The 25,638-nt window shown below is 63.7% G+C and carries 24 protein-coding genes; 12 read left to right on the forward strand and 12 right to left on the reverse strand.

Annotated features, from left to right (window positions below; all coding sequences use genetic code 11):
* Nucleotides 1-21 precede the first annotated feature (21 nt).
* Entirely contained in the window at nucleotides 22-492 is a 471-nt protein-coding gene (locus C8K18_RS18265) for a methylated-DNA--[protein]-cysteine S-methyltransferase (RefSeq protein WP_029968111.1), read from the forward strand.
* Entirely contained in the window at nucleotides 489-1,445 is a 957-nt protein-coding gene (gene xerD / locus C8K18_RS18270; protein ID WP_107708667.1) for a site-specific tyrosine recombinase XerD, read from the forward strand. The genes C8K18_RS18265 and xerD overlap by 4 nt, the downstream gene beginning before the upstream one ends.
* 13 nt (nucleotides 1,446-1,458) lie before the next feature.
* Here the strand turns inward: xerD and C8K18_RS18275 are convergent, their stop codons facing one another.
* Nucleotides 1,459-3,027 (reverse strand): class I adenylate-forming enzyme family protein, encoded by a 1,569-nt coding sequence (locus C8K18_RS18275; protein WP_107708669.1) that lies wholly within the window; start codon nucleotides 3,025-3,027, stop codon nucleotides 1,459-1,461.
* Between the two features lie 140 nt (nucleotides 3,028-3,167).
* On the opposite strand from C8K18_RS18275, the gene ybaK reads away from it, so the two are divergent.
* Nucleotides 3,168-3,659 (forward strand): Cys-tRNA(Pro) deacylase, encoded by a 492-nt coding sequence (gene ybaK / locus C8K18_RS18280; RefSeq protein ID WP_107708773.1) that lies wholly within the window; start codon nucleotides 3,168-3,170, stop codon nucleotides 3,657-3,659.
* Between the two features lie 145 nt (nucleotides 3,660-3,804).
* Entirely contained in the window at nucleotides 3,805-4,446 is a 642-nt protein-coding gene (plsY, locus tag C8K18_RS18285) for a glycerol-3-phosphate 1-O-acyltransferase PlsY (protein ID WP_053858676.1), read from the forward strand.
* A gap of 136 nt (nucleotides 4,447-4,582) precedes the next feature.
* Here plsY and C8K18_RS18290 read toward each other — a convergent pair whose 3' ends face one another.
* Nucleotides 4,583-5,068, reverse strand: coding sequence for a YajQ family cyclic di-GMP-binding protein (locus C8K18_RS18290; protein WP_006050047.1), 486 nt, complete (start codon nucleotides 5,066-5,068; stop codon nucleotides 4,583-4,585).
* A gap of 169 nt (nucleotides 5,069-5,237) precedes the next feature.
* On the opposite strand from C8K18_RS18290, the gene murB reads away from it, so the two are divergent.
* Entirely contained in the window at nucleotides 5,238-6,284 is a 1,047-nt protein-coding gene (gene murB / locus C8K18_RS18295; protein WP_006050048.1) for a UDP-N-acetylmuramate dehydrogenase, read from the forward strand.
* A 169-nt stretch (nucleotides 6,285-6,453) separates the two neighbouring features.
* Here the strand turns inward: murB and C8K18_RS18300 are convergent, their stop codons facing one another.
* Nucleotides 6,454-7,680 carry an argininosuccinate synthase gene (locus tag C8K18_RS18300; RefSeq protein WP_006050049.1) on the reverse strand — a complete coding sequence of 409 codons (1,227 nt, stop codon included), beginning with the start codon at nucleotides 7,678-7,680 and terminating at the stop codon, nucleotides 6,454-6,456.
* 254 nt (nucleotides 7,681-7,934) lie between these two features.
* Nucleotides 7,935-8,864 (reverse strand): ornithine carbamoyltransferase, encoded by a 930-nt coding sequence (gene argF / locus C8K18_RS18305; RefSeq protein WP_006050050.1) that lies wholly within the window; start codon nucleotides 8,862-8,864, stop codon nucleotides 7,935-7,937.
* A gap of 494 nt (nucleotides 8,865-9,358) precedes the next feature.
* Between argF and C8K18_RS18310 the strand changes: the two genes are divergently transcribed.
* Nucleotides 9,359-9,706: a DUF3579 domain-containing protein gene (locus C8K18_RS18310; RefSeq protein WP_006050051.1), complete on the forward strand. Its 348-nt coding sequence runs from the start codon at nucleotides 9,359-9,361 to the stop codon at nucleotides 9,704-9,706.
* Between the two features lie 187 nt (nucleotides 9,707-9,893).
* On the opposite strand, the gene rpsT is transcribed toward C8K18_RS18310, so the two are convergent.
* On the reverse strand, nucleotides 9,894-10,172 hold the full coding sequence (rpsT, locus tag C8K18_RS18315) for a 30S ribosomal protein S20 (RefSeq protein WP_006050052.1): 279 nt from the start codon (nucleotides 10,170-10,172) through the stop codon (nucleotides 9,894-9,896).
* A gap of 553 nt (nucleotides 10,173-10,725) precedes the next feature.
* Here rpsT and murJ point away from each other — a divergent pair.
* Together murJ and C8K18_RS18325 are read left to right on the forward strand one after the other, a co-directional pair.
* Complete coding sequence (murJ, locus tag C8K18_RS18320; RefSeq protein ID WP_107708671.1) at nucleotides 10,726-12,276, forward strand: murein biosynthesis integral membrane protein MurJ; 1,551 nt, start codon at nucleotides 10,726-10,728, stop codon at nucleotides 12,274-12,276.
* 5 nt (nucleotides 12,277-12,281) lie between these two features.
* Nucleotides 12,282-13,124: a SirB1 family protein gene (locus tag C8K18_RS18325; protein ID WP_029968099.1), complete on the forward strand. Its 843-nt coding sequence runs from the start codon at nucleotides 12,282-12,284 to the stop codon at nucleotides 13,122-13,124.
* A gap of 125 nt (nucleotides 13,125-13,249) precedes the next feature.
* Here C8K18_RS18325 and C8K18_RS18330 read toward each other — a convergent pair whose 3' ends face one another.
* From C8K18_RS18330 to lpxK, 5 genes are all read right to left on the reverse strand, one after another.
* Nucleotides 13,250-14,008 (reverse strand): 3-hydroxyacyl-CoA dehydrogenase, encoded by a 759-nt coding sequence (locus tag C8K18_RS18330; RefSeq protein WP_006050055.1) that lies wholly within the window; start codon nucleotides 14,006-14,008, stop codon nucleotides 13,250-13,252.
* Nucleotides 14,009-14,180: 172 nt separating this feature from the next.
* Entirely contained in the window at nucleotides 14,181-14,846 is a 666-nt protein-coding gene (adk, locus tag C8K18_RS18335) for an adenylate kinase (protein ID WP_006050057.1), read from the reverse strand.
* A 208-nt stretch (nucleotides 14,847-15,054) separates the two neighbouring features.
* Nucleotides 15,055-15,855, reverse strand: coding sequence for a 3-deoxy-manno-octulosonate cytidylyltransferase (kdsB, locus tag C8K18_RS18340; protein WP_107708673.1), 801 nt, complete (start codon nucleotides 15,853-15,855; stop codon nucleotides 15,055-15,057).
* Nucleotides 15,856-16,170: 315 nt separating this feature from the next.
* The gene (locus C8K18_RS18345; protein WP_006050060.1) at nucleotides 16,171-16,374 is read right to left on the reverse strand and encodes a Trm112 family protein; all 204 of its coding nucleotides are present in this window, start codon (nucleotides 16,372-16,374) and stop codon (nucleotides 16,171-16,173) included.
* Complete coding sequence (gene lpxK, locus C8K18_RS18350) at nucleotides 16,355-17,371, reverse strand: tetraacyldisaccharide 4'-kinase (RefSeq protein ID WP_107708675.1); 1,017 nt, start codon at nucleotides 17,369-17,371, stop codon at nucleotides 16,355-16,357. Before lpxK ends, C8K18_RS18345 begins: the two co-directional genes overlap by 20 nt.
* Nucleotides 17,372-17,950: 579 nt before the next feature.
* On the opposite strand from lpxK, the gene xseA reads away from it, so the two are divergent.
* The 4 genes from xseA to C8K18_RS18375 all read left to right on the forward strand — a co-directional run bounded on the left by xseA (nucleotide 17,951) and on the right by C8K18_RS18375 (nucleotide 23,065).
* Entirely contained in the window at nucleotides 17,951-19,330 is a 1,380-nt protein-coding gene (gene xseA, locus C8K18_RS18355; protein WP_107708677.1) for an exodeoxyribonuclease VII large subunit, read from the forward strand.
* 217 nt (nucleotides 19,331-19,547) lie between these two features.
* Nucleotides 19,548-20,126, forward strand: a complete 579-nt coding sequence (gene sodB, locus C8K18_RS18360; RefSeq protein ID WP_107708680.1) for a superoxide dismutase [Fe] — start codon at nucleotides 19,548-19,550, stop codon at nucleotides 20,124-20,126.
* Between the two features lie 317 nt (nucleotides 20,127-20,443).
* A complete protein-coding gene (locus C8K18_RS18365) occupies nucleotides 20,444-21,019 on the forward strand; it encodes a glycine zipper family protein (RefSeq protein WP_107708682.1) in 576 nt (191 codons plus the stop codon).
* 294 nt (nucleotides 21,020-21,313) lie between these two features.
* Entirely contained in the window at nucleotides 21,314-23,065 is a 1,752-nt protein-coding gene (locus C8K18_RS18375) for a pyrrolo-quinoline quinone (RefSeq protein ID WP_107708686.1), read from the forward strand.
* 82 nt (nucleotides 23,066-23,147) lie between these two features.
* On the opposite strand, the gene C8K18_RS18380 is transcribed toward C8K18_RS18375, so the two are convergent.
* Together C8K18_RS18380 and clpP are read right to left on the reverse strand one after the other, a co-directional pair.
* The gene (locus C8K18_RS18380) at nucleotides 23,148-24,743 is read right to left on the reverse strand and encodes an NYN domain-containing protein (RefSeq protein WP_107708775.1); all 1,596 of its coding nucleotides are present in this window, start codon (nucleotides 24,741-24,743) and stop codon (nucleotides 23,148-23,150) included.
* 137 nt (nucleotides 24,744-24,880) lie between these two features.
* A complete protein-coding gene (gene clpP, locus C8K18_RS18385; protein ID WP_029968083.1) occupies nucleotides 24,881-25,540 on the reverse strand; it encodes an ATP-dependent Clp endopeptidase proteolytic subunit ClpP in 660 nt (219 codons plus the stop codon).
* Nucleotides 25,541-25,638: the final 98 nt, after the last annotated feature.

Genomic DNA, 25,638 nt, shown 5'->3' on the forward strand with positions numbered 1-25,638 from the left:
TGTGGTGTGCGAGGAGGCGACATGTTCAACGCAGTGATCGATGCGCCGTTCGGCAAGGTCGGCATTCGCACCGAAGGCGAAGCGGTGCGCGAGATCGTCTATCTGCCGGAGTCGATGCAAAACGTCGCGCCGGACACGCCGTTGGCGCAACGCGCTGTCGAGCAGATCGAGCGGTATTTCGCGGAGCCGTCGGCGAAATTCGACTTGCCGCTCGCGACGGCGGGCACCGCGTTCCGGCGGCGTGTGTGGCAGGCGCTGTGCGAGATTCCGCCCGGCGCGGTCGTCACGTATGGGCAACTGGCAAGGCAGCTCGGCAGTGTGCCGCGCGCGGTCGGGCAGGCGTGCGGCGACAATTGTTTTCCTATCGTGATTCCGTGTCATCGCGTGGTGAGTTCGAGCGGCATCGGCGGATTCGCGCATCATGCCGACGACGGCTTCTTTCGCAACGTCAAGCGCTGGCTGCTCGCGCACGAAGGCATTCCCTACGCATGAGCGATACCCTGGTTGACGACGCAAGCGCGGACCCAGGCGCGGGCTTCGCGCAGTCGCCTTTGTTCGTCGCGAGTTCCGCGTCGATCGACGCATTCTGCGACGCGCTATGGCTCGAACACGGCCTTTCGCGCAACACGCTAGACGCGTATCGCCGCGACCTGCGTCTCTTCAGCGAGTGGCTCGCGCAAACGCGCGGCGCATCGCTCGACATCGCCAGCGAGGCCGATCTGAACGCGTACAGCGCGGCGCGTCGGAAGGACAAATCGACGTCGGCGAACCGGCGCCTCTCGGTGTTTCGCCGCTATTACGGTTGGGCTGTGCGCGAGCATCGCGCGAAGGTTGATCCGACGCTGCGCATTCGCTCGGCGAAACAACCGCCGCGTTTTCCGTCGACGCTCAGCGAAGCGCAAGTCGAGGCGCTGCTCGGCGCGCCCGACATCGACACGCCGTTGGGATTGCGCGATCGCACCATGCTCGAGCTGATGTACGCGAGCGGCTTGCGCGTCACCGAACTCGTCACGCTAAAGACCGTTGAAGTCGGCCTGAACGAAGGCGTGGTCCGCGTGATGGGCAAGGGCTCGAAAGAGCGCCTGATTCCGTTCGGCGAAGAAGCGCACGGCTGGATCGAACGTTATTTGCGCGACGCGCGGCCGGCGCTCCTCGGCGCGCGCGCCGCCGATGCGCTGTTCGTCACGAATCGCGCCGAGGGCATGACGCGCCAGCAGTTCTGGAACATCATCAAGCGGCATGCGGCGGCGGCCGGCGTGCATGCACCGTTGTCGCCGCACACGTTGCGGCACGCGTTCGCGACGCATCTGCTCAATCACGGCGCCGACCTGCGCGTGGTGCAGCTACTGCTCGGCCACACCGACATTTCGACCACGCAGATTTATACGCACGTCGCGCGCGAGCGGCTCAAGTCGCTGCATGCGGTGCATCATCCGCGCGGTTGACGCACACGCACCTTCAAAGCAATTCGCGCAGCCGGTGCTTGAGAATTTTTCCCGTCGATGCCGCGGGCAATGCCGCAAGCACCTTCACTTCGGCGGGGCGCTTGTAGGGCGCAAGGCGTTCGGCGCACCACGCGGCAAGCTCAACCGGTGTAACGGTCGCGTGAGCCGCCAGTTCGACGAACGCGATCACTTCCTCGTTGCCCTCGACTGCGCGCCCGATCACCGCCGACTGCACGACTTGCGGATGCGCGTTGAGCACATGCTCGACCTCGGCGGGATAAACATTGAAGCCGGAGCGGATGATCAGGTCCTTGCTGCGCCCGACGATATGCAGCGCGCCATCGGCGTCCTGCCGCGCGAGATCGCCGGTTTTCAGCCAGCCGTCTTCGGTTACTGCGGCGCGCGTTTGCTCCGGGTTGCGGTAGTAGCCGAGCATTACGTTCGGGCCGCGCACCCATAGCTCGCCGATTGCGCCGGGCGCGGCGTCCGCGCCGTCGAGTTCGACAAAGCGCACTTCGACGCCCGGAATCACTTCGCCAACCGAACAGTCCGCGCGCGGCGCATCGAGCATGGTCTGCGAGACAGTCGGACTGCTTTCGGTCATGCCGTAGCCGTTATGCAGCGGCAAACCGTACACGCTTTCGACGTGGGCTTTCAGCGCCGCGTCGAGCGGCGAGCCGCCCGAATACACAAAGCGCAGATGCGGCGCGCGCCATTCATGCCCGTGCGTCTGCAAATGCTCGAGCAGTTTGGCGTGCATCGCGGGCACGCACTGAAAGATCGACACGCGTTCGTCGGCGAGCGCGCGGCGCACGGCTTCGGGCGCGAAGCGCGGCGCGAGCCGCAAGGTCGCGCCGGCGTGCAGACTGCCGAGGCACACCGACGCGAAGCCGTACACGTGCGAGATGGGCAGCACCGCATAGACCACGTCGTCGGGACGAACCTGGCGCAGCCGGCTCGACACGGTGGCGATAAAAAGCAGATTGCGATGCGACAGCATCACGCCCTTTGGCGCGCCCGTCGTGCCGGTTGTGTAGATCAGCGCCGCGCATTGGCGTTCGCTCGCGGCTTCGACCGGTTCGGCTTGCGCTTGCGCCGAGTCGTCCACCACGTAGGACCACGCGCCGATGTCCGGCGTCATGTCCGGCGCCGTACGTGCCTGATGACGCTCTGCATGCTGACCCGCATCGACCGAGCTTTCGACCATATACGCGGTGACGCGCGGCTTCGCGTGCGCGCGGATCGCGTCCAATTCCGCCGCCGACAGACGTGCGTTCGACACCAGCGCCCACGCGTCGAGCCGCGCCGTGGCGAACAGCAGCACGATCTGCGCGATGCTGTTCTCGGCGACGATCATCACGCGGTCGCCGCCTCGCACGCCCCACTCGCGCAGCAACGCGGCGGCGGCGTCCACGGCCTCCATGAGCTGCGCATTGGTGAGGCGGCGCGCGTCCTCGATCAACGCAATGTGTTGCGGATCGCGCGCGGCGGCCAGCGCGGGAATATCGGAGATGCGCGCGGGCAGGGCGGCAAGCAGCGCGGGAACGTCGATCGTGGAGCGTAAAGCCGAAGCGGTGGTCAAGTGCGTCTCCTAAGGGCGATTGTGTCACCGGCGTGCATCGCGCCGGAAGATTTTCGAACGATCGTGCCACAATGCCCGAAGCCGCACAATTGGCCATTCGGCAAATAGCCGTTGTGCAAAGTCGCCATTACAATGCGCCGATGAGCAAATCCAGACACGTTTCCGAAACGCCCGCCACGCAGTTTCTGCGTCGGCACGGCGTGGCTTTCGGCGAGCATCCGTACGATTATGTGGAGCATGGCGGCACCGGCGAATCGGCGCGTCAGCTTGGCGTAGACGAGCATCAGGTCGTGAAGACGCTCGTCATGGAGGACGAGCACGCGAAGCCGTTGATCGTCCTCATGCACGGCGACCGCACGGTCAGCACGAAGAACCTCGCGCGGCAGATCGGCGCGAAGCGCGTCGAGCCGTGCAAGCCCGAAGTGGCGAACCGTCATTCCGGCTATCTGATCGGCGGCACGTCGCCGTTCGGCACGCGCAAGCAGATGCCGGTGTACGTCGAGTCGACCATTCTGGAGATGGAGCGCATCTGGCTGAACGGCGGCCGGCGCGGTTTTCTCGTCAGTATCGAGCCGAAAGTGCTGACCGGATTGCTGGGCGCGAAGCCGGTGCAGTGCGCGAGCGTCGATTGACGTTTGCCTGAATGTTTCCGCGGTGCGCGCGTTCGGTAGAATGTGCGCCGCTTCGGTTCGCCGCCGCGTGCTGCGTGCCGGCTTTCGTTCCCTGTTGCGGTTGAGGTATCCAGTTGCAGACCGCCGATCCTTATAAGAGTCACAGATGCAAAACCTGATCGTTGCTGTCGTTGCCTACCTGATCGGTTCGGTGTCGTTCGCCGTGATCGTGAGCGCCGCGATGGGGCTCGACGACCCGCGCTCGTACGGCTCGGGCAATCCCGGCGCGACCAACGTGCTGCGCAGCGGCAGCAAGAAGGCCGCGATTCTCACGTTGATCGGCGACGCCTTCAAGGGCTGGTTGCCCGTGTGGTTCGTCGCGCATTTCGGTGCGCGCTACGGGTTCGACGATACGTCCGTGGCAATTGCGTGCGTCGCCGTGTTTCTCGGCCACCTGTATCCGGTGTTCTTCCGCTTCAAGGGTGGCAAGGGCGTGGCGACGGCCGCCGGCGTGTTGCTCGCGATCAATCCGGTTCTCGGCCTCGCCACGCTTCTGACGTGGCTGATCGTGGCGTTCTTCACGCGCTATTCGTCGCTGGCGGCGTTGGCTGCGGCAGTGTTCGCGCCGATCTTCGACGGCTTTCTGTTCGGGCCGCACGTCATCGCGCTGGCGATCGTCGTGATGAGCTCGCTGCTCGTGTGGCGTCATCGCGGCAATATCGGCAAGCTGATGCGCGGCGAGGAAAGCCGGATCGGCGATAAGAAGAAGGCGGCGGCTGCCAGTGCGGTGAGCGGCGAGGATCGTTGAGCGGGTGGCAGTGCGGAGTGCTGCTACGTGCGAAGTGCGCTCTGCGCCCTACGCGCTCGACTTTCGATGCGCTGCGGCGCTCCCGCTTGTCAATGCAGCGCCGCTGAAACCGGCGCTGCGTCGATGACATAAACGTTCAGTCGCGGAAGTTATTGAAGTCGAGCGGCGTGTCCGTCACGTCCTTGCGCAGCATCGCGATCACGCTTTGCAGGTCGTCGCGTTTTCCCCCGGTGATGCGCACCGCGTCGCCCTGAATGCTCGCCTGAACCTTGATCTTGCTGTCCTTCACGAGGCGCACGATTTTCTTCGACAGATCGCCCGACACGCCCTTCTTGATCTTGATGACCTGCTTGACCTTGTCGCCGCCGATCTTCTCGATCTTGCCGTAGTCGAGGAAGCGCACGTCGACGTTGCGCTTGGCCATTTTGGAGATCAGCACGTCTGTGACCTGGCCGAGCTTGAAGTCGTCGTCGGCGTAGGCGGTGATTTCGTTTTCCTTGTGTTCGACGCGCGCGTCCGACCCCTTGAAGTCGAAGCGGGTTGAGATTTCCTTGTTGGACTGCTCGATCGCGTTCTTGACTTCGATCATGTTCGCTTCGCAGACGACGTCAAACGATGGCATTGCATTCTCCCAATAGTGCGGCGGTGCGCGACGCGGCCGGCGGCTCGTCGCGGGGCACTCGCTATAATCACGGACCAGCGTCATTTTACCGACGCAACCCTCATTTGCCCAAGGCCGCCGCGCGGGCCCGCAGCCCACGGCAGTTTGCCCGCCCATAGTTCCGATTCCAATGTCTCAAACCGATTCCGCCGAGTTCATTGCCGGCTATCCGCTGAAGGCGCACAACACCTTTGGTTTCGACGTCCACGCGCAGTGGGCGTGCCGCATCGAGCGTGAAGCGCAGTTGCCGGCCGCGGCGCACGATCCGCGCATTGCTGGTTTGCCGCGGCTCGTGCTCGGCGGCGGCAGCAATGTGGTGCTGACGCGCGACTTCGCGGGACTGGTGCTGCTCGTGGCGCTGCGCGGACGCCGCGTCGTCGGCGAGGACGACGAAGCCGTCTATGTCGAGGCAGCCGCCGGCGAGCCGTGGCACGAGTTCGTCGGATGGACGCTGTCGCAGGGTTTGCCGGGCCTCGAAAACCTCGCATTGATTCCAGGCACGGTGGGCGCCGCGCCGATTCAGAACATCGGCGCGTACGGGCTGGAAATGTGCGAGCGCTTTGCGTGGCTGCGCGCCGTGGAACTGGCTTCCGGCGAGTCGGTCGAGTTCGATGCGCGGGCCTGCGCATTCGGCTACCGCGACAGCTTTTTCAAGCGGGAAGGGCGCGACCGTTTCGTCATCACGTCGGTTACGTTCCGTTTGCCGAAAGCCTGGCAACCGCGCGCGAACTATGCGGATCTCGCTCGCCAGCTCGCTGCTGACGGCTACCACGCGGACGGCAAGGAGCCGGATGCGCAAGCCATCTTCGATGCGGTCGTCGCCGTGCGGCGCGCCAAACTTCCCGATCCGCTGGAACTCGGCAACGCGGGCAGCTTCTTCAAGAATCCCGTGGTGAACGCCGATCAGTTCGAGGCGTTAAAAAGCCGGGAGCCGGATGTCGTGTCCTACGCGCAACCGGACGGGCGCGTGAAGCTCGCGGCGGGCTGGCTGATCGACCGATGCGGCTGGAAGGGCCGCTCGATCGGCGCCGCCGCCGTGCACGAGCGCCAGGCGCTGGTGCTGGTGAATCGCGGCGGCGCGAGCGGGGCGGACGTGCTGGCCCTCGCGCGTGCGATCCAGCATGACGTGCTGGAGAGATTCGGCGTCGAGTTGGAGGCGGAGCCGGTTTGCTTGTGAGCGTGCGGGCTAGCGAGTGGAGCGGCCTTGTCGGCGTTTGCAGTGCGCATGAAGAAAGGCGCCGCGAGTTTCCTCGCGGCGCCTTTCTTTTCGTTGGATCTATCGCGCTAGCGGGAAGCCCTGTTTAACCGCAAGGTTTCCGCCCAGCCGCGCCTCGACGGCGCTCCGCTTAACCGCGCTGACGGCGCGCGTTCTCCGCGATCCGCATACGCAACGCGTTCAGCTTGATGAAGCCGCCGGCGTCGGCCTGGTTGTACGCGCCGCCGTCGTCGTCGAAGGTGGCGATGGTCTTGTCGAACAGCGTTTCCTTCGAATCGCGAGCGACAACCGACACGCTGCCCTTGTAGAGCTTCACGCGCACCCAGCCGTTGACCTTCTCCTGCGTGTGGTCGATCAGCACCTGAATCGCGCGGCGCTCCGGGCTCCACCAGTAGCCGTTATAAATCAGCGCGGCGTAGCGAGCCATCAGGTCGTCCTTCAGGTGCGCGACTTCGCGGTCGAGCGTGATCGACTCGATGCCGCGGTGCGCCTTCAGCATGATCGTGCCGCCCGGCGTTTCATAGCAGCCGCGCGACTTCATGCCGACATAGCGGTTTTCCACCAGATCCAGACGGCCAATGCCGTGCTTGCCGCCAAGACTGTTCAGTTCAGTCAGCATTTCCGCCGCCGACAGGCGCTTGCCGTTGATCGCGACCGGATCGCCGTGCTCGTATTCGATGTCGACGTACTCGGCCTGATCCGGCGCCTGCTCCGGCGACACGGTCCAGCGCCACATGTCGGCTTCCGCCTCGGCCTTCGGGTCTTCGAGGTGACGGCCTTCGAACGAAATGTGCAGCAGGTTCGCGTCCATCGAGTACGGCGCGCCGCCTTGCTTGTGCTTCATTTCAATGGGAATGCCGGCTTTTTCCGCGTAGGCGAGCAGCTTTTCGCGCGACAGCAGATCCCATTCGCGCCACGGCGCGATCACCTTGATGCCCGGCTCGAGCGCGTAGTAGCCCAGTTCGAAGCGAACCTGGTCGTTGCCCTTGCCGGTCGCGCCGTGCGACACGGCCTGCGCGCCGGTGGCGCGGGCAATCTCGATCTGACGCTTCGCGATCAGCGGACGCGCGATCGACGTGCCCAGCAGATATTCGCCTTCGTAAATCGTGTTGGCGCGGAACATTGGGAACACGAAGTCGCGCACGAATTCTTCACGCAGGTCTTCGATAAAGATGTTGTCCTGCTTGATGCCCAGTTGCAGTGCCTTCTTGCGCGCCGGTTCCAGCTCTTCGCCCTGGCCGATGTCGGCCGTGAACGTGACGACTTCGGCGTCGTAGTTGTCCTGCAACCACTTCAGGATGACGGAGGTGTCGAGGCCGCCCGAATAGGCGAGCACGACTTTCTTGATATCGCTCATGGTGAACTCGTAGCTGGAGAAAGCGGGAAAACAAGGCGCGCCGGCGGTTCCGGAGCGCGGAAAACAACTATTTTGACACTAAAACGGCGCGCGTCCGCGTTTTTGGCTGTTGCGGCGAATATTGCGGAGCGCTGGTGAGGCTGCTGCGGGCCGAAGCGAGGTGCGCGATACGCGGTCCCGGCGTGGACGGCTTGCGTCGTACTCAAGGCCGAAGGCCGCGCCGCGCTTCGCGCAAATGCCGCGCGGCAATGCGCTCAGTGATTGAGCTTGCCGAGCAGCAGATATTCCATCAGCGCCTTCTGTACGTGCAGACGGTTTTCCGCTTCGTCCCACACGACGCTTTGCGGGCCGTCGATCACTTCCGCGCTCACTTCTTCGCCGCGATGAGCCGGCAGGCAGTGCATGAAGAGCGCGTCGGCGTGCGCGCGCGACATCATTTCCGCGTCGACGCACCAGTCGGCGAAGGCTTTCTTGCGCGCTTCGTTTTCGGCCTCGAAGCCCATGCTGGTCCACACGTCAGTCGTGACGAGATCGGCGCCCGCGCACGCTTCGTTCGGATCGTCGAATTCCTCGTAGAACGGCGCGCTTTCCGCGGCGACGAAGCCGCGGTCGAGCTTGTAGCCCGGCGGCGTGGAGAGGCGCAGCTTGAAGCCGAGAATCTGCGCGGCTTCGATCCACGTGTAGAGCATGTTGTTCGCGTCGCCGACCCACGCGACCGTCTTGCCGCGAATCGGACCGCGATGCTCGAAATACGTGAAGATGTCGGCCAGCACCTGGCACGGGTGATATTCGTTTGTCAGCCCGTTGATCACCGGCACGCGCGAATTTTCGGCAAAGCGCTGAATGATGTCCTGACCGAACGTGCGGATCATGATGATGTCGACCATGCGCGAGATGACCTGCGCAGCGTCTTCGATAGGTTCGCCGCGGCCGAGCTGCGTGTCGCGCGTGCTCATGAAAACGGCGTGCCCGCCCAACTGGAAAATGCCGGCTTCGAACGACAGGCGCGTGCGCGTCGAATTCTTTTCGAAGATCATGGCGAGCGTGCGGTCGTGCAGCGGATGGTAAGTCTCGTAGTTCTTGAACTTGCGCTTCAGAATTCGCGCGCGCTCCAGCACGTACTCGTAGTCGTCTAGCGAGAAATCCTTGAACTGCAGATAGTGGCGAATTTTCTTGGCGGTCATGAAACAAATACGGCGGTCTCACCCGGCAGGATTGCCGGACGGCGCCGCCGTCGTTTTGTGGTAACTCAATGCAGCATAAAGGATTTCGCCTCATTTGACGAGTCGGCCAAAAGGCCGGGAAAGCGCTTTGAAAGCCGCGCTGCGCTGCCGAAACAAGCTTGTGTGCAGTGCGGAAAAAGGTCCGCTGCGCTATAATCTGCGGGTTATTCAAAGGCCCAGCAGGCCCGTGCTTCGTGGTGAGGGCACAGGCGTCGCGTGGCGGCTCGAGCGGTTCGCAAGGCGCCGCCTTTGCGCGTGGTGCTTCGTTAGTGCGCCGTTTGGAGCTAGGCACACCGCGTGCGTCATACCGCGCACGTCATAGCGGCCAAACCGCTTTGCACGATGCTGCGGCGGCGCTCTCTGGAGCGGTTCACTCGCCGGGCACAGCGTTTCGAAATCCGTTTTGTTGCTTGCTGTCGCCGTCATCCGCTGGGCAGTCACACAGGTATTTCTACATGGCCGAAGCAGCTCCAACCGAATACTTCATTCAGGGCATCACGTCGACGGGAAAAAGATTCCGGCCGAGCGACTGGTCGGAGCGTCTCGCAGGTGTGATGTCATCTTTCGGACCGGGTGCCAGAAAGGGCCCCAACGCCTACATGCAGTACTCGGTGTACGTCCGGCCGACCATGATCGGCGACCTCAAGTGCGTGATTCTCGATTCGCGCCTGCGCGACATCGAACCCATGGCGTTCGACTTCGTCATGAACTTCGCCAAAGACAACGACCTCGTGGTGACGGAAGCGTGCGAGCTGGAACTGGAGCATGCGCCGCCGCCGCAGACGAAGCGGCACATCATCTAGCGCCAGCGAAACGGCTCGCAGAAAAGCAAAAACCCGCCACATCGGCGGGTTTTTTCATGCTGGCGTTGCTGCGCCAATCGGCCATTCTCTTCCGCTATGCGCGCGTGGCAAACAAAAAAGCCCGCCAAAGCGGGCCTTCATGCGCAGCGGAAACAGGAGGTAGCCCGCCGGAGCGGGCCGACCGGAATTACTGGGCTGCGGGAGCCTGCAGACCCTTGATGGCTGCGGCGAGGCGGCTCTTATGGCGAGCTGCCTTGTTCTTGTGAACGATTTTCTTGTCGGCAATGATGTCGATGGTCTTCGACGATGCCTGGAAGATTTCAGCGGCCTTGGCCTTGTCGCCGGCGTCGATTGCCTTGCGCACTGCCTTGATGGCCGTGCGGAACTTCGAGCGCAGTGCCGAGTTGTGCGAGTTTGCCTTGGCGGCCTGGCGGGCGCGCTTGCGTGCTTGTGCGGAGTTAGCCATGACGGTTCCTTATCCTGTTCCTGTTTCCAGTACCTGACCTTCAAGTGGTGAGGCGCTGCTTTTAGATCCGAACTCTTGGAAGCGATTGCCCAAGAGCGCAAAAGTGTCGAAAAACGATCGAACTACGCGAAGACGGGCCCGTGTTTGCGGCGCCATGTTCCGGCATATCTGAAGGAAGTGGCGGCCCATATTCGTTCACATTCGTGACACCTGGCGCCGACCTCGACCCTCGTCCGGAAGCCGTCCGAGAACTGAGCGAGCTTCGAAACCGGCGATTATAGCAACAAAATCAGGGACGTGGCAACGGGAATGCATGCCGCGCCGCCGGCTCGGGGGAGGCCAGACCCGCCCGCGCGAGTCGGATTGCTGCCCGGCCGCGGTTCACCGCGCCCGAGCGCGGCCCGTTTGCACAAGCCCTTGCCGGCCGCCCGCGGCGCGCGCGAAAAAATGCAGCGGAATTCGCTGCCCCAACCGAACGTCTCTAGAGGAAATCGGTCCGAATCGCTTCCTGGCTCGTCGTCCGCCTTTGCGGCACCCTTATAATAAGCGCCCCATGAATCTATTCCGAGCCCTGCTGACGGTCAGCGGTTTCACGCTGTTGTCGCGCGTGACCGGACTGGCCCGCGAAACGCTGATCGCGCGCGCGTTCGGCGCCAGTCAATACACTGACGCGTTCTACGTCGCCTTCCGCATTCCCAACCTGCTGCGCCGCATTTCCGCCGAAGGCGCGTTTTCGCAGGCCTTCGTGCCGATCCTCGCCGAGTTCAAGAACCAGCAGGGACATGACGCCACCAAGGCGCTCGTCGATGCCACATCGACCGTGCTCGCCTGGGCGCTCGCCGTGCTGTCGCTCGCCGGCGTGCTGGGCGCGTCGGGCGTCGTGTTCGTGGTCGCGTCGGGCCTCGCTCACGAAGGCCAGGCCTACGCGCTCGCGGTCACGATGACGCGCATCATGTTCCCGTACATCATCTTCATTTCGCTGACGTCGCTCGCGTCCGGCGTGCTGAACACGTACAAGAACTTCTCACTGCCCGCGTTCGCGCCGGTTTTGCTGAACGTGTCGTTCATTGTCGCCGCGGTGTTTTTCGCGCCGCGCATGCACACGCCGGTCTATGCGCTTGCGTGGGCGGTGATCGCGGGCGGGTTGTTGCAGTTCGTCGTGCAACTGCCGGGCCTCAAGAAGATCGACATGGTGCCGCGCATCGGCGTGAATCCGCTGCGCGCGCTCGCGCATCGCGGCGTGAAGCGCGTGCTGTGGAAGATGGTGCCGGCCATGTTCGCCGTCTCCGTCGCGCAAATCAGCCTCATCATCAATACGAATATCGCGTCGCGCATCGGGCCGGGCGCCGTCTCGTGGATCAATTACGCGGACCGGCTGATGGAATTTCCGACCGCGCTGCTCGGCGTCGCGCTCGGCACGATCCTGCTGCCGAGTCTATCGAAGGCGCACGTCGATGCCGATCCTCACGAATATTCGTCGCTGCTCGACTGGGGTTTGCGCGTCACGTTTCTGCTCGCTGCGCCGAGCGCGGTTGCGCTGTTCTTTTTTGCTGAGCCGTTGACGGCCACGCTGTTTCACTACGGCAAGTTCGACGGCAACGCGGTCGTGATGGTGGCGCGCGCGCTGGCCGCTTACGGCGTCGGCCTGATCGGCCTGATTCTGATCAAGATCCTCGCGCCCGGCTTCTACGCGAAGCAGGACATCAAGACGCCGGTGAAGATCGGCATCGGCGTGCTGATTCTTACGCAGTTGAGCAACTACGTGTTCGTGCCGATCTTCGCGCATGCGGGGCTCACGCTGAGCGTCGGGCTCGGCGCTTGCGGCAACGCGCTGTTGCTGTTCCTCGGATTGCGCAAGCGCGGCATCTATACGCCGTCGAGCGGCTGGCTCAAGTTCTTCGCGCAGTTGTTCGGCGCGTGTCTGGTCCTCGCGGGCACCATGCGTTGGCTGTCCATCAGCTTCGACTGGATCGGCATGCATGACCGGCCCATCGACCGCATGGCGCTGCTCGCTGCCTGCCTCGTGCTGTTCGCGGCGCTATATTTCGGTATGCTTTGGCTGATGGGCTTCAAGTACGCGTATTTCAAAAGGCGAGTGAAGTGATGACGATCACGCGGGTTCTCGACTATTTCAGCACGCTCGTCGCCGAAGACGAGAGCTTGCCGCTGACAGAGGCGGCGCTCTCGCTCGCGCAGGACGCTTACCCGGACCTCGATCTGCAAGGCACGCTGGCCGAGATCGACGAACTGGTGGTGCGCCTGCAGCGCCGCATGCCGGATGACGCGGACATCCGCCAGAAGGTCGGCATTCTGAACCGGTTCTTCTTCCGCGAGTTGGGTTTTGCCAGCAATCTGAACGACTATTACGACCCCGACAACAGCCATCTGAACGCGGTGCTCAAGCGTCGCCGCGGCATTCCGATTTCGCTCGCGGTGCTGTACCTGGAGATGGCCGAGCAGATCGGCATTCCGGCGCGCGGCGTATCGTTTCCCGGTCATTTCCTGTTGCGTGTCACGACACCCGACGGCGACGTGATGCTCGATCCGACGAGCGGGCATTCGCTGTCGGAATCGGAAATGGTCGACATGCTGGAGCCGTATGTGGCGTCGGCCGGCGAGTCGGTGAGCCGGGCGCTGCGCATGCTGCTGCAGCCGGCCACGCGGCGCGAGATCATCGCGCGTATGTTGCGCAATCTGAAGTCCACGTATTTGCAGACCGAGCGCTGGCAGCGCCTGCTTGCCGTGCAGCAGCGTCTCGTGATCCTGTTGCCCGACAGTATCGACGAGATTCGCGACCGCGGTTTTGCGTATGCGCGTCTGGACTATTTGCGCCCGGCGCTCGAAGACCTCGAGCGTTATCTCGGCGAGTGCCCCGATGCGGAAGACGCAACCGTTGTGGAATCGCAGTTGCAGGAATTGCGTCAGCGCACGCAGCATAACGATCGCGACTAGCGAGCAGCAAAGCCGTCAACGGTCGTTAGGCCGCGCGCTAAAAACAGAACGCCTGCACGGGATTCGCGTGCAGGCGTTTTTCGTTATTGCGGCGGCAAATCGCAACGGCAATTCGCGGCGCGTCGTTACTTCGGCTGCATGCGAATCGCGCCGTCGAGACGAATCACTTCGCCGTTAAGCATCGGATTGTCGAGAATCTGCTTCGCGAGCATCGCGTATTCGATCGGTTTGCCGAGGCGCGGCGGGAACGGCACCATCGCGCCGAGCGCGTCCTGCACTTCCTGCGGCATGCCGAGCAGCATCGGCGTTTCGAAGATGCCGGGCGCGATCGTCATCACGCGGATCGCGTTGCGCGACAGGTCGCGTGCGATAGGCAGCGTCATGCCGACCACGCCGCCTTTGGACGCCGCGTAGGCCGCCTGTCCGATCTGGCCGTCGTAGGCCGCGACCGACGCCGTGTTGATGATCACGCCGCGTTCGCCGTTCGCATTCGGCTCGTTCTTCGACATCGCAGTGGCCGCGAGGCGAATCATGTTGAACGTGCCGATCAGATTGATCGAGATGGTGCGCGCGAACGCGTCGAGCGGATGCGGGCCGTCCTTGCCGACGGTCTTCGCGGCGGGCGCGACGCCCGCGCAATTGATGAGGCCGCGCAGCGTGCCGAGTTTCGTCGCGGCTTCGACGGCTCGCGTCGCATCGTCCTCGCGGCTCACGTCGCATTTGACGAAAACGCCGCCGAGTTCCTTGGCGAGCGCCTCGCCGGCGTCCTGATTCAGGTCGGCGAGCACCACCTTGCCGCCGTTCTCCGCGAGAAGGCGCGCGGTCGCGGCGCCAAGCCCCGATGCGCCGCCGGTGATCAGGAATGCGTTGTCACGAATCTCCATCTCTGCTCCTTTCCTTGATACGGTAAGTAACGTCCAGATCGAATATCTTTTCGATCATGGATGATCCCACATCGCCATCGCCGAGGAGCAAATTAAAACGGCCGTGCTGAAGGCATAAAAAAACCCGCCGGAAAGAGGCGGGTTTTTTGCCAACGCAAGCTGCGGCGTTGAATTACTTCAGCGCGTCGAACACGCGGTCGCGGATTTCCTCGACCGTGCCGAGGCCGGAGATGCGGCGGTATTGCGGCGCCTTCAGCGATGTGGTCGCGTCGCCGTTCTTCGCCCAGCCGTTGTAGTAGTCGATCAACGGCTTGGTCTGCGCTTCGTATACCTGTAAGCGCTTCTTGACGGTTTCTTCCTTGTCGTCCTCGCGCTGGATCAGCGGCTCGCCCGTCACGTCGTCGAGACCTTCCACCTTCGGCGGATTGAACTTGACGTGATATGTGCGGCCCGACGCGGCGTGCGAGCGGCGGCCGCTCATGCGCACGATGATCTCGTCGAACGGCACATCGATTTCCAGCACGTAGTCGATCGCGACGCCGGCCTGCTTCATCGCCTCAGCTTGCGGAATGGTGCGCGGAAAGCCGTCGAACAGATAGCCGTTTGCGCAGTCCGGCTGTTGCAGACGCTCTTTCACCAGGTTGATGATCAGCTCGTCTGTGACGAGTTCGCCTGCGTCCATGAAGCGCTTCGCCTCGAGGCCGAGCGGCGTGCCTGCCTTGACGGCTGCACGCAACATGTCACCGGTGGAAATTTGCGGGATGCCGAATTTTTCCTTGATGAAGTTTGCCTGAGTGCCCTTACCCGCGCCGGGCGCACCCAAAAGAATCAAACGCATGTGTATCTCCAGATCTATGTGAATTCTTGGTGGCGCTGCGGTCGTCCCACGAGGGGCAAGGGACCCGCGTCGGCTGCCGCTTCGCGTTTCGCGCTGCACGTCGACGACGGCGCTGCTGAAACACGTACGGCGCGACCGGGCAAACCCTGGCTCTCGCTAATCACGGGAGGCGCGCACAAGCGTCCGATTATGCCACGGGTTTTTACGCTCAAGACCCGAATAAAGCCCGCACGCGCGCGAGGTCCGCGGGCGTGTCCACACCCGGCAACGGCACTTCGGGCGTGACCAGGACGGCGATGCGTTCGCCGTGCCACATCGCGCGCAATTGCTCGAGCGCTTCGACCTGTTCGATCGGCGAGATCGCGAGTTCGGGGTAGCTGCGCAGGAATTTCGCGCGATACGCATACAGCCCGATATGCCGATGAACCACGGCGGGCGACGGCGGCACAGGCATCGACGCGACGTTGGGCCAGTGCGGCTGATAGGCGTCGCGTGCCCAGGGAATCGGCGCGCGCGAGAAGTAGAGCGCCACGCCGCGCGCGTCGAGCACGACCTTGACGACGTTCGGATTGAAAATCTCCGCGGCATCGGCGATAGGATGCGCCGCGGTGGCGATCGCGCAATCGCTGCGTGCCGCGAGATGCGACGCGACGCCACGCACGAGAGACGGATCGATCAGCGGTTCATCGCCTTGCACATTGACCACGATCGTCTCGTCGCTCCAGCCGAATTGCGACGCGACTTCGGCAAGACGGTCCGTGCCCGACGGATGATCGGCGCGCGTCAGCACGGCTTCGAAACCATGCTCGCGGGCGGCGTCGAGTACCGACTGAGCGTCCGATGCGATCAACACCTGCTCGGCGCCCGATTCGCGTGCGCGCTCGGCGACCCGCACGACCATCGGCTTGCCGCCGATATCGGCGAGCGGCTTGTTGGGCAGACGGGTCGACGCGAGGCGTGCCGGCACGACGGCAATGAACGGGGGCGTGGCGGAGTCGGTGTGGGTCATCGGAGAGATGAGGAAGTGGGGGAAAGGGAGGGAGGTGGTGTGGGGATGTGCTAAGGGGTGCGAGCGGGAGCGGTGAACGACAGCCAAGAAGCTAACGAATTAACGAAGGCGAACGAGCCACGCCACCAGCCAACGAGTTCACCAAGTCCCGAGCCGCAAGCCAACCGGAACAACCGGCCAACGAGCCGTCCTGGCAACCCGCACACTGATCTTGCACCAACCGCCGCTTCGTAAACGTCGCCAACCACGCGCCGCTACCAGACCCCGAACTGGCTCCGCGCAAAAAATCTTCACGCCGCGCCAGCCCGACACGCCTCAGGCCACCGACCCCGGATTCAGATCCACAGGCGTGCCTTCGACAGTCTGCCGCGCTTCGTCGACCAGCATGACGGGGATGCCGTCGCGGATCGGATAGGCGAGCTTGTCCGCGTTGCAGATCAGCTCCTGCGCCGAACGGTCGTAGCTGAGCGGGCCCTTGCAGATCGGGCAAACGAGAATTTCAAGCAGGCGAGCGTCCACGGACTTTCTCCACAACTAATGCAATGAGGCGATGATCGAGCGCGGCTTCGACGGGAACAACCCAGATGCGCGCGTCGCGCCAGGACCCCAATTTTACCGCATCCTTTTCCGTTATCAGGATGGCGTCGGCGTCGGCGCCGGTAAAAGGATTGCGCTCGAAAGCGTAGTGATCGGGCAGCGCGCGTGTCTCGGGCGCGAGGCCGGCGGCGCGCAGCGTGGCGAAAAAACGCTCGGGCGCGCCGATGCCGGCGGCCGCCAGCACGCGCTCGCCGCGGAACTGCGCGAGCGGGCGGCGCAACGCCGGGTTATCGAGATGCCACGCGTCGGCCGGTGCAAGCTGAAGCGCGAACGTGTTCGGCCACGGAGGCAGCGTCTTCGCGTAAGGGTCGTTGATCAGCGTGGCGTCGCGCCGACGCGAGAGCGGCTCGCGCAAGGGACCCGCCGGCAGCAGAAAGCCGTTGCCGCCGAGCCGGTGATCGAACACGACCAGCTCGGCGTCGCGCGCGAGCCGGTAGTGCTGAAGGCCGTCGTCGCTGACGATTACGTCGACGTCGCGATGCGCCGCGCACAACGCCTCCGCCGCCGCCACGCGGTCCGGGCACACCCAGACGGGCGCGCCGGTGCGCCGCGAGATCAACAGCGGTTCGTCGCCGCCGACACTGGCCGCCGAGGCGGGCGTAACCGGCGTCGGCGTCTTGACCCGCGCGCCGTAGCCGCGCGACACGACGCCAGGGTTGAAGCCGGCGCCGCGCAACGCTTCGACGAGCGCGATCACGGTCGGCGTCTTGCCGGTTCCGCCGACGGTCACATTGCCGACCACCACGACGGGCACGCCCACGCGCACCGGCTTAATCCAGCCGAGCGAGAATGCCGCGCGGCGCAGCGCGGCGACAGCGCCGAACACGCATGCGAGCGGCGTCAGCGACCACGCAAGCGGTCCGCGGTGCTGCCACTCGCGCGCCACGCGCGCTTCCAAACGATCGAAGATTCCGCTCATCGGCAGGCCGGGCGGACGAGCGGCTCGCCGCTCGCGGGACGGCGCGAGCGCGGCGGCGTGAAGGCGCCAGGGGCAATACGCGGGACAGGCATCAGCGCGATTCTCCGGACGGTCGAAAAACTAAAAAAACGGAAGGGAAGCACAGGCAGCGCGTGTCAGCAACGCCCTTCGTCACGCGCACGTTGCGGCGCTTGCGTGCGTGACTTTCCCTTACTGTCGAACCCGCCACTCTAGCGCGCACGCGTCCCCGGCCGCAAGTCGCGGTGGCTGCGTCCTATGCCTGCCGCGTCGCGTGTTGCGCCTCTTGCAGCCTGTGGATAACTTTGTGGAGAACCTGCCCGCCGCAGCGCCTCAAGGGCCGTTGCAAGCGCCTTGCGTCGGCGATCACCTGCGGAGGTCATCAGTAAATTTCATATAAATCAACGGGATGCTTCGGTTTCCCGTAGTTTGCCGGGCGCGTGGCGGAATTCGCCTTGACGGTCCCGGCATGTGGACACTTTTAACAATTTGCGCGTCGCGCTGGACGCGATTGGCCACTCGGTCTATCGTCTGTCCGGCCAGTCACCACCATCCCTTCGCATGAATTCCGACAGTTCCCTTACCTCGTCGACGATGCCCGGCGGCGAAGTCGTCGTCCCAGTTTCCGCTCTGAATCGCGCGATCGGCAGCATGCTCGAGCGCTCGTTTCCGCTGGTGTGGGTTGCCGGCGAAGTCTCCAATTTCACGCGCGCCGCGAGCGGTCACTGGTACTTTTCGATCAAGGACGCGCAGGCGCAAATGCGCTGCGTGATGTTCCGCGGCCGCGCGCAATACGCCGAGTTCACGCCGAAGGAAGGCGACCGCATCGAAGTGCGGGCGCTCGTCACGATGTACGAGCCGCGCGGCGAACTGCAACTGAACGTCGAGGCAGTGCGGCGCACCGGCCAGGGACGTCTTTACGAAGCGTTTTTGCGGCTCAAGGCACAGCTCGAAGCCGAGGGCCTTTTTGCCGCCGAACGCAAGCGCGCGCTGCCGTCGCATCCGCGCGCAATTGGCATCGTCACGTCGTTGCAGGCCGCGGCGCTGCGCGACGTGCTGACGACGCTGTCGCGTCGCGCGCCGCATATTCCCGTGATCGTCTATCCGGCGCCGGTGCAAGGCGTGGGCGCAAGCGCGAAGCTCGCGGCAATGGTCGATGCGGTCAGCGCGCGGCGCGAGGTCGACGTGTTGATCGTGTGCCGTGGCGGCGGCTCGATTGAAGACCTGTGGGCCTTCAACGAAGAAGTGCTTGCGCGCGCGATTGCGGAGAGCGCGGTTCCGGTCGTGAGCGGCGTCGGTCACGAAACCGATTTCACGATCGCCGATTTCGCCGCCGATGTCCGCGCGCCCACGCCCACAGGCGCCGCCGAACTGGTGAGCCCGCAGCGCGTGCTGTTGCTGCGCGAGCTCGACCATCGGCATGCGACGCTTGCACGCGGCTTCGGCCGGATGATGGAGCGGCGCGCCCAGCAGCTCGACTGGCTCGCGCGCCGGCTCGTGTCGCCCGCCGAGCGTCTCGCGCGGCAGCGCACGCATTTGCAGCAACTGAGCGCGCGGCTCGCGTCGGCAGGGGCAAGGCCCGTGCGCGATGCCCGAGCGCGTTTTTCGCTGCTGCAGATGCGTTGGCAGCGCTGGCGTCCGGATCTCGCTGCGCATCAGGCGCGGCTTGGCAATCTCACGCAACGGCTCGACGCCGCATTGCTGCGTCAGCATGAACGTCAGACCGCGCGCATCGCCACGCTGTCGGCGCGGCTCGAAGTGCTGAGTCCGCAGCGCACGCTCGAGCGCGGCTATGCCGCGGTACTCGATGCACAGACCGGCCGCGCGGTGCGCGCGCCGTCGTCGTTGAAACCGGGACGCCGCCTGACGATGCATCTCGCCGAGGGCACCGCCGACGTCGCTCTCGCCGATGTGCAGCCGCGTCTTGCCGACGGTTTCTGACATCGCGCTGACACGCTGCGCGTGCGTAGTTTTGACTGCGCGAGCTCGCGTTTGTAGAGCAAACGGAAGCACTAATTACGCGGTTTTGCGGGCGATTCGCCGATGCCGGACATAAAGTCCGTTCGTTTGCGGGGTTATTCCAAGTCGCCTACAATCGAGTGCTCTAAAGCGTTATCCGCAGACTCCCCACAACAGATACAGACTGAAGGAAAGCACCATGGAACATACGCTCCCGCCGCTGCCGTTCGCGAAAAACGCACTCGCTCCGCACATGTCGGAAGAGACGCTCGAGTTTCACTATGGCAAGCACCACCAGACCTATGTGACCAACCTGAACAATCTGATCAAGGGCACGGAGTTCGAGAATCTGTCGCTCGAAGAAATCGTGAAGAAGTCGTCGGGCGGCGTGTTCAATAACGCAGCTCAAGTGTGGAACCACACTTTCTTCTGGAACAGCCTGTCGCCGCAAGGTGGCGGTGCACCGACCGGCGGGCTGGCCGACGCGATCAACGCCAAGTGGGGCTCGTTCGACAAGTTCAAGGAAGAGTTCGCGAAGACCGCAATCGGCACGTTCGGCTCGGGCTGGGCATGGCTCGTGAAGAAGGCAGACGGTTCGCTCGACCTCGTGTCGACGAGCAACGCTGCGACGCCGCTGACCACGGACGCCAAAGCGCTGATCACGATCGACGTGTGGGAACACGCGTATTACATCGACTATCGCAACGCGCGTCCGAAGTTTGTCGAGGCTTACTGGAACATCGTCAACTGGGAATTCGCGTCGAAGAACTTCGCGTGATTTTTCGGTGTGTTGCGGCGTTGAATCGATTTTGAGCCGGCTCTGAATCGGTTCACAACGGCCGCTATGCAAGAAAGAAAGAAAAGCCCTCCATATGAGGGCTTTTCTGCTTTTTGCGCGCGTCGCCGCACGAGCATCGTTCATGACTTGCAGAATCTTTGTCACTGTTCGTAACCGCGCGATAACGCACATCGCGTGGCTCAGGCTTGCGGCGCGGCTTCGCGCACGGGCATAAAACATACGGTAACGATGCGGTAAACATCGCGAGCGTGGATTCGCATAACGTGTGATTTCCAATCCACCCTATTCGCGCCATCATGATTTCACGTCTAACACCGTTGCGCGTCGCGCTGCCTCTCGGGGCCGTCGCGCTCGCGCTATTGGGCGGCTGCGCCGTCGTGCCGCCGAGCGGCCCGTCGGTGGTGGCCATGCCGCGCAGCGGCGAGCCGCTCAGCCAGTTTCAACAGGACGACTACACGTGTCGCGACTACGCGTTCCATTCGTCCGATGCGGTCGGCGCTTCGCAAGGAGCGACCACCAGCAGCGTCAACAGCGCGGCGGTGGGAACGTTGGGCGGCGCGGCCGTCGGCGCGCTGCTCGGCGCGGCGGCGGGCAATGCCGGAGCCGGTGCGGCGATCGGAGCGGGCAGCGGTTTGCTGATCGGCGGCGCGGCCGGCGCCAACGGCGCGCAGTACTCGGCGAACAGCTTGCAGGCGCGCTACGACGCAGCCTACGCGCAGTGCATGACGTCGAAGGGCAACACGATCTCGCAGCCGCAAGTGCCGGTCTACGCGCCGCAGCCTGTGTATGCGCCGCAACCGGTTTATGTTGCGCCGCGGCCGCGCTATTACGGACCGCCGCCCGTAATTTACGCGCCTTATCCGTACTACTGATGCTTTCATTCCGATGCTTTGATGCCTGACACGCGATCGCGCGCGCGGTCGCGCCTTGCTTTCGCGTTGCGCCGCCAGCCGCGTGTTTGCCTGGCGGAGAGTGGCGAGACCCTGGCGGCATGAAACTCCGCAAACGGCGTACGGTTAATTGGCCGCGGACGTTGAATGTGATCATCCATCAGCCATCGGAAGATGTGCACGGGGCGTCCCTCCGCGGCACGCGACGTGTTCGCATCACGCGCAGCCTTCGTCTTGCGGAACTGAGCGTCGCATCGTTTGAGAGACGAGGCGGACATGCGCATCTCGCGAGGTGGCGGCGACCGGCTATCGGCCGGGCCGTGGGTTCGTGTGTGCACAGTGGCGGCGCTGCTCACTGTTGCGTGGGGGTTTGCTTCATGTGGCGGCGGCTCGGGCGGATCGCCGGGAGCGGCGTCTACATCGTCGGGCGGAGGGGCGAGCGGTGGTGGCTCGGGCGCGGGCAGCAGCGGCTCAGGCTCAGGCGCGGGGAGCGGCGCGGGCGGGGCTGCACCCGCCGGACCCGTATTCGCCACCGACGTGCTGATGCACCACAACGACCTTGCGCGCACCGGCCAGATGCTTGCCGAAACCACGCTGACGCCCGCCAACGTCAACCCATCGAGCTTCGGCAAAGTCGCGTTCCTTGCGGCGGACGGCAAGGTGGATGCCCAGCCGCTCTTTGCGACAGCGTTGTCGATTGGCGGCGCGCCGCACGACGTAGTCTACGTCGCGACCGAACACAATAGCGTCTATGCGTACGACGCCACCAGCTTCGCGCAGTTGTGGCACGCGACGCTAAACGGCAGCGGCGAAACGCCCAGCGACGACCGCGGATGCCCGGACATCACGCCCGAGATTGGCGTGACGTCGACGCCGGTGATCGACCGCTCGCGCGGCCCCAACGGCGCGCTATACGCGGTCTCGATGACGAAAGACAGCGGCGGCGCCTACCATCACCGCCTGCATGCGCTCGACCTCGCGACGGGCGCCGAACTGTTGGGCGGTCCCACCGAGATTGCGGCGACTTATCCGGGCGGCGGCGCGGGGAGCGTCAACGGCGTCATTACGTTCAACGCGTCGTTGCACACGGAGCGGGCGGCATTGACGCTCGTTGGCGGCAACATCCATATGGGCTGGACGGCGCACTGCATGTCCGGCGCTTACACCGGCTGGCTCATGGCGTACAACGCCGGCACACTCAAGCAGACCAGCGCGCTCAACATCACGCCGAACGGCAGCCAGGGCTCGATCTGGATGGCCGGCTCCGGCATGGCTTCCGACGGCTCGTCCATCTATGTCGTCGACGGCAACGGCACGTTCGGCACGACGCTCAATGCACAGGGCTTCCCCGTCGACGGCAACTTCGGCAACTCGCTGATGAAACTGTCGGCTGGCCAACTGCAAGTCACCGACTATTTCGCGATGTCCAACGTAGTCGAAGAGGCCAATACGGACAACGACTTCGGTTCTGGAGGCGTGATGTTGCTGCCGGACCAGACGACCGCGGCCGGCGTGGTCAAGCATCTTGCTGTGGCGGCCGGCAAAGACAACCACATCTATGTGGTCGACCGCGATTCAATGGGCAAATTCAGCCCAGCGGCCAATAACATCTGGCAAGAACTCATCGGCACGCTTGCTGGCGGCATCTGGGGTTCGCCGGCTTATTACAAGGGCGTCGTGTACTACGGAGGGCTAAACGACAACCTCAAAGCGTTGCCGATCGCCGGCGCGTTCCTCGCAACGACGGCTTCATCTCGAAGCCCGACGACCTTTGCCTATCCGGGCGCAACGCCGGCGATATCCGCCAATGGCGCGAGCAACGGCATTGTCTGGGCGGCGGAGAACGGCTCGACCGGCGCCCTGCATGCCTACGACGCGAGCAATCTTGCCAACGAGCTGTACAACAGCAACCAGGCGGGCACGCGCGATCAATGGGGCGCGGGCAACAAGTTCATCACGCCGATGATCGCGCGCGGCAAGGTTTATGTCGGCGCGACCAATGGTGTTGCGGTGTTCGGCTTGCGGTGACACTAGGCTTCGGCCGCTGCCGGATGCGGAGCAAGGTGCGGACTGTTCGGTGTGGTTCGGCGCCATTCGGTATCGTTCGGTGTCACTCGGTGTCGTTGCCTCCCGTTGTCTTGCGCGGCCGGCGGTTGCGCGACGACGCGGTTTTACGCGCGGCTTTCCTGGCGGGCGCGGGTGTTTCCTCTGCGGTCGGTGAAGGTTCGGTTGCTGGCGATGCGGTGTCTGCAGTGTGCGCGGTGTTCACCGTGTTCGTGTTGTTTGCCGTGTCGTCCGATCGTGCTGCGGTCTTCCGCGTTTTCTTCGCGGCCGTTTTACGCGGCTCGCGTTGCTTGCGACGCTTCGGCTGCGTTTCGTCGGTCTGGTGCGGGTCGGCATTTTCGGCCGCGCCAGCCTGATCAGAAACATGGCCCGGTTCGTTCGTGAGCGCTTGCGGCAGCTCGGACGTCGCGCGCTTGTTTTCCGCTTCAGGGGCATACATCGCATCGCCTTCGGCCTGGCTCAGGTTGGCCCCGCTTTCTTCGCGTCTGGTGCGTCTGGTGTTGGCGGCTTGCGGCGTCCTTCGTGGCGCCGTTTGGTGGCCGGCTTCCTCTGCGCTTCCCTGTGCCGTCTCGTGCGTGGCTTCGCGGGCGGCTTGCTGGCTTGCGCCTCGCTTCCGATCTCCACGACCCCGACGACGAGACTCGTGTTTGGCGCCTGTTTCCGCTTGCGCCGCGCCAACTGTCTGCGACTCGTCAAGTTGTTCCGCTACCTCTGCGGTGTCCACAGCTTCGTTTCCACGTGCCGCTGCGTGCTCGCCCGCCGATTCGCCCGTACTTTCTCCGGCACCTTCCCCCGCAGCGCCCGAAACCGTGCTCCGATATACGTAAGCCCCCGATTTTTCGTCGCGGCCGAATTCCAGCAGCCCGCGCGCGTGCGCCTCTTCGAGCAGATTGCCGAACGCGCGAAAGCCATAATAGGTTTCGTTGAAATCCGGCTTGCGCCGCTTGATCGCGTTCTTCAATACGGACGCCCAGATTTTCCCGCTGTCGCCGCGCTCGGATGCAAGCGCGTCGAACGTTTGCACCGCAATCTCCACCGCCTTGGTGCGGCGCTTTTCGAGATCTTCCTTGTTGCGGCTTTTCTCTTCGTCCTGCGATACCTTGGCTGTCGGCTGAGCGCTCTTCTGCTGGCGCAAGGACTCCCGTTTGGCGACGGTGCGCTGACTTTCGCGTACCAGGTCGTCGTAAAAAAAGAACTCGTCGCAGTTCGCGATCAGCAGATCAGACGTGGACTGCTGGACGCCGACACCAATCACCTGCTTCGCGTTCTCGCGCAGTTTCGACACGAGCGGAGAAAAGTCCGAGTCGCCGCTGATGATCACAAACGTATTGACGTGCGACTTCGTGTAGCAGAGGTCGAGCGCGTCCACGACGAGCCGGATGTCCGCCGAATTCTTGCCCGATTGACGCACGTGCGGAATCTCGATCAGCTCGAAATTGGCTTCGTGCATCGCACCTTTGAAGCTCTTGTAGCGATCCCAGTCGCAATATGCCTTTTTCACGACAATGCTGCCCTTGAGCAGCAGACGTTCGAGCACCAGCTTGATATCGAACTTGTCGTACTTCGCGTCCCGCACGCCCAGCGCGACGTTTTCGAAGTCGCAGAATAGCGCCATGCTGACGGTTTCGTTGGATGACGCCATGTAAATCTCCATTGAAGCGCTCGTCGGAGTCGACGAATCGCGACCATGATAGCGATTCCAGCCAACGTGATCAGCTTTTGTCGGGTAGAGCAGTGCAGCGCGGGCAGTTGAACCCGGCACAGTTCAACCGCGCTGCGCTATACGTCATGGTGTCTGTCCGACGCCACCGAAGACGAGTTCAGCGCCGCCCGCGTTTCCAGCACTTCGTCCACGAGGCCATAGGTCTTTGCCGCGGACGCGGACATAAAATTGTCCCGGTCTGTGTCGCGCGCGATTTCCTCGATGCTGCGCCCCGTGCGTTCGGCCATCATTGCATTGAGACGTTCGCGCAGATAGAGCACTTCCTTAGCCTGAATGTCTATGTCCGCTGCCGTGCCCTGGCTGCCGCCTGAAGGCTGGTGAATCATGATGCGCGCGTTGGGCAACGCATACCGCTTGCCGCGTTGGCCCGCGCACAGCAGGAATGTGCCCATGCTCGCAGCAAAGCCGGTGCATAACGTGGATACCTCTGGCTTGATGAACTGCATGGTGTCGTAAATTGCGAGCCCGTCGTACACCGAGCCGCCGGGCGAATTGATATAAAACGAAATGTCCTTGTCCGGGTTCTCCGACTCCAGAAACAGTAATTGCGCCACAATGAGACTGGCCGATTGCTCGTTCACGGGTCCGACCAGAAACACGATGCGCTCGCGCAGCAGACGCGAATAGATGTCGTAGGCGCGCTCGCCGCGGCCGGACTGCTCGATCACGGTTGGCACGAGGCCAAGGCCGGTAACAGGTGGATAGCTCGATTGCATATTTGCCTCGTCCAAAGTGGGCTGCTGTCCCTATGACGAGCCGGCTGTCGGCGGCGTGACATAAATTTTTTTTCGCGCGCCTGTCACGCGGCGGCTCG

The sequence above is a fragment of the Paraburkholderia sp. GV068 genome (genome assembly GCF_003058125.1).
In the GTDB taxonomy this organism is placed as follows: Bacteria; Pseudomonadota; Gammaproteobacteria; order Burkholderiales; family Burkholderiaceae; genus Paraburkholderia; species Paraburkholderia graminis.

Bases quoted from the DNA above. Each gene is read 5' to 3' on its own strand.
- C8K18_RS18265 (WP_029968111.1), top strand. From the start codon at position 22: ATGTTCAACGCAGTGATCGATGCGCCGTTCGGCAAGGTCGGCATTCGC.
- xerD (WP_107708667.1), top strand. From the start codon at position 489: ATGAGCGATACCCTGGTTGACGACGCAAGCGCGGACCCAGGCGCGGGC.
- ybaK (WP_107708773.1), top strand. From the start codon at position 3,168: ATGAGCAAATCCAGACACGTTTCCGAAACGCCCGCCACGCAGTTTCTG.
- plsY (WP_053858676.1), top strand. From the start codon at position 3,805: ATGCAAAACCTGATCGTTGCTGTCGTTGCCTACCTGATCGGTTCGGTG.
- C8K18_RS18290 (WP_006050047.1), bottom strand. From the start codon at position 5,068: ATGCCATCGTTTGACGTCGTCTGCGAAGCGAACATGATCGAAGTCAAG.
- murB (WP_006050048.1), top strand. From the start codon at position 5,238: ATGTCTCAAACCGATTCCGCCGAGTTCATTGCCGGCTATCCGCTGAAG.
- C8K18_RS18300 (WP_006050049.1), bottom strand. From the start codon at position 7,680: ATGAGCGATATCAAGAAAGTCGTGCTCGCCTATTCGGGCGGCCTCGAC.
- argF (WP_006050050.1), bottom strand. From the start codon at position 8,864: ATGACCGCCAAGAAAATTCGCCACTATCTGCAGTTCAAGGATTTCTCG.
- C8K18_RS18310 (WP_006050051.1), top strand. From the start codon at position 9,359: ATGGCCGAAGCAGCTCCAACCGAATACTTCATTCAGGGCATCACGTCG.
- rpsT (WP_006050052.1), bottom strand. From the start codon at position 10,172: ATGGCTAACTCCGCACAAGCACGCAAGCGCGCCCGCCAGGCCGCCAAG.
- murJ (WP_107708671.1), top strand. From the start codon at position 10,726: ATGAATCTATTCCGAGCCCTGCTGACGGTCAGCGGTTTCACGCTGTTG.
- C8K18_RS18330 (WP_006050055.1), bottom strand. From the start codon at position 14,008: ATGGAGATTCGTGACAACGCATTCCTGATCACCGGCGGCGCATCGGGG.
- adk (WP_006050057.1), bottom strand. From the start codon at position 14,846: ATGCGTTTGATTCTTTTGGGTGCGCCCGGCGCGGGTAAGGGCACTCAG.
- kdsB (WP_107708673.1), bottom strand. From the start codon at position 15,855: ATGACCCACACCGACTCCGCCACGCCCCCGTTCATTGCCGTCGTGCCG.
- lpxK (WP_107708675.1), bottom strand. From the start codon at position 17,371: ATGAGCGGAATCTTCGATCGTTTGGAAGCGCGCGTGGCGCGCGAGTGG.
- xseA (WP_107708677.1), top strand. From the start codon at position 17,951: ATGAATTCCGACAGTTCCCTTACCTCGTCGACGATGCCCGGCGGCGAA.
- sodB (WP_107708680.1), top strand. From the start codon at position 19,548: ATGGAACATACGCTCCCGCCGCTGCCGTTCGCGAAAAACGCACTCGCT.
- C8K18_RS18365 (WP_107708682.1), top strand. From the start codon at position 20,444: ATGATTTCACGTCTAACACCGTTGCGCGTCGCGCTGCCTCTCGGGGCC.
- C8K18_RS18375 (WP_107708686.1), top strand. From the start codon at position 21,314: ATGCGCATCTCGCGAGGTGGCGGCGACCGGCTATCGGCCGGGCCGTGG.
- C8K18_RS18380 (WP_107708775.1), bottom strand. From the start codon at position 24,743: ATGGCGTCATCCAACGAAACCGTCAGCATGGCGCTATTCTGCGACTTC.
- clpP (WP_029968083.1), bottom strand. From the start codon at position 25,540: ATGCAATCGAGCTATCCACCTGTTACCGGCCTTGGCCTCGTGCCAACC.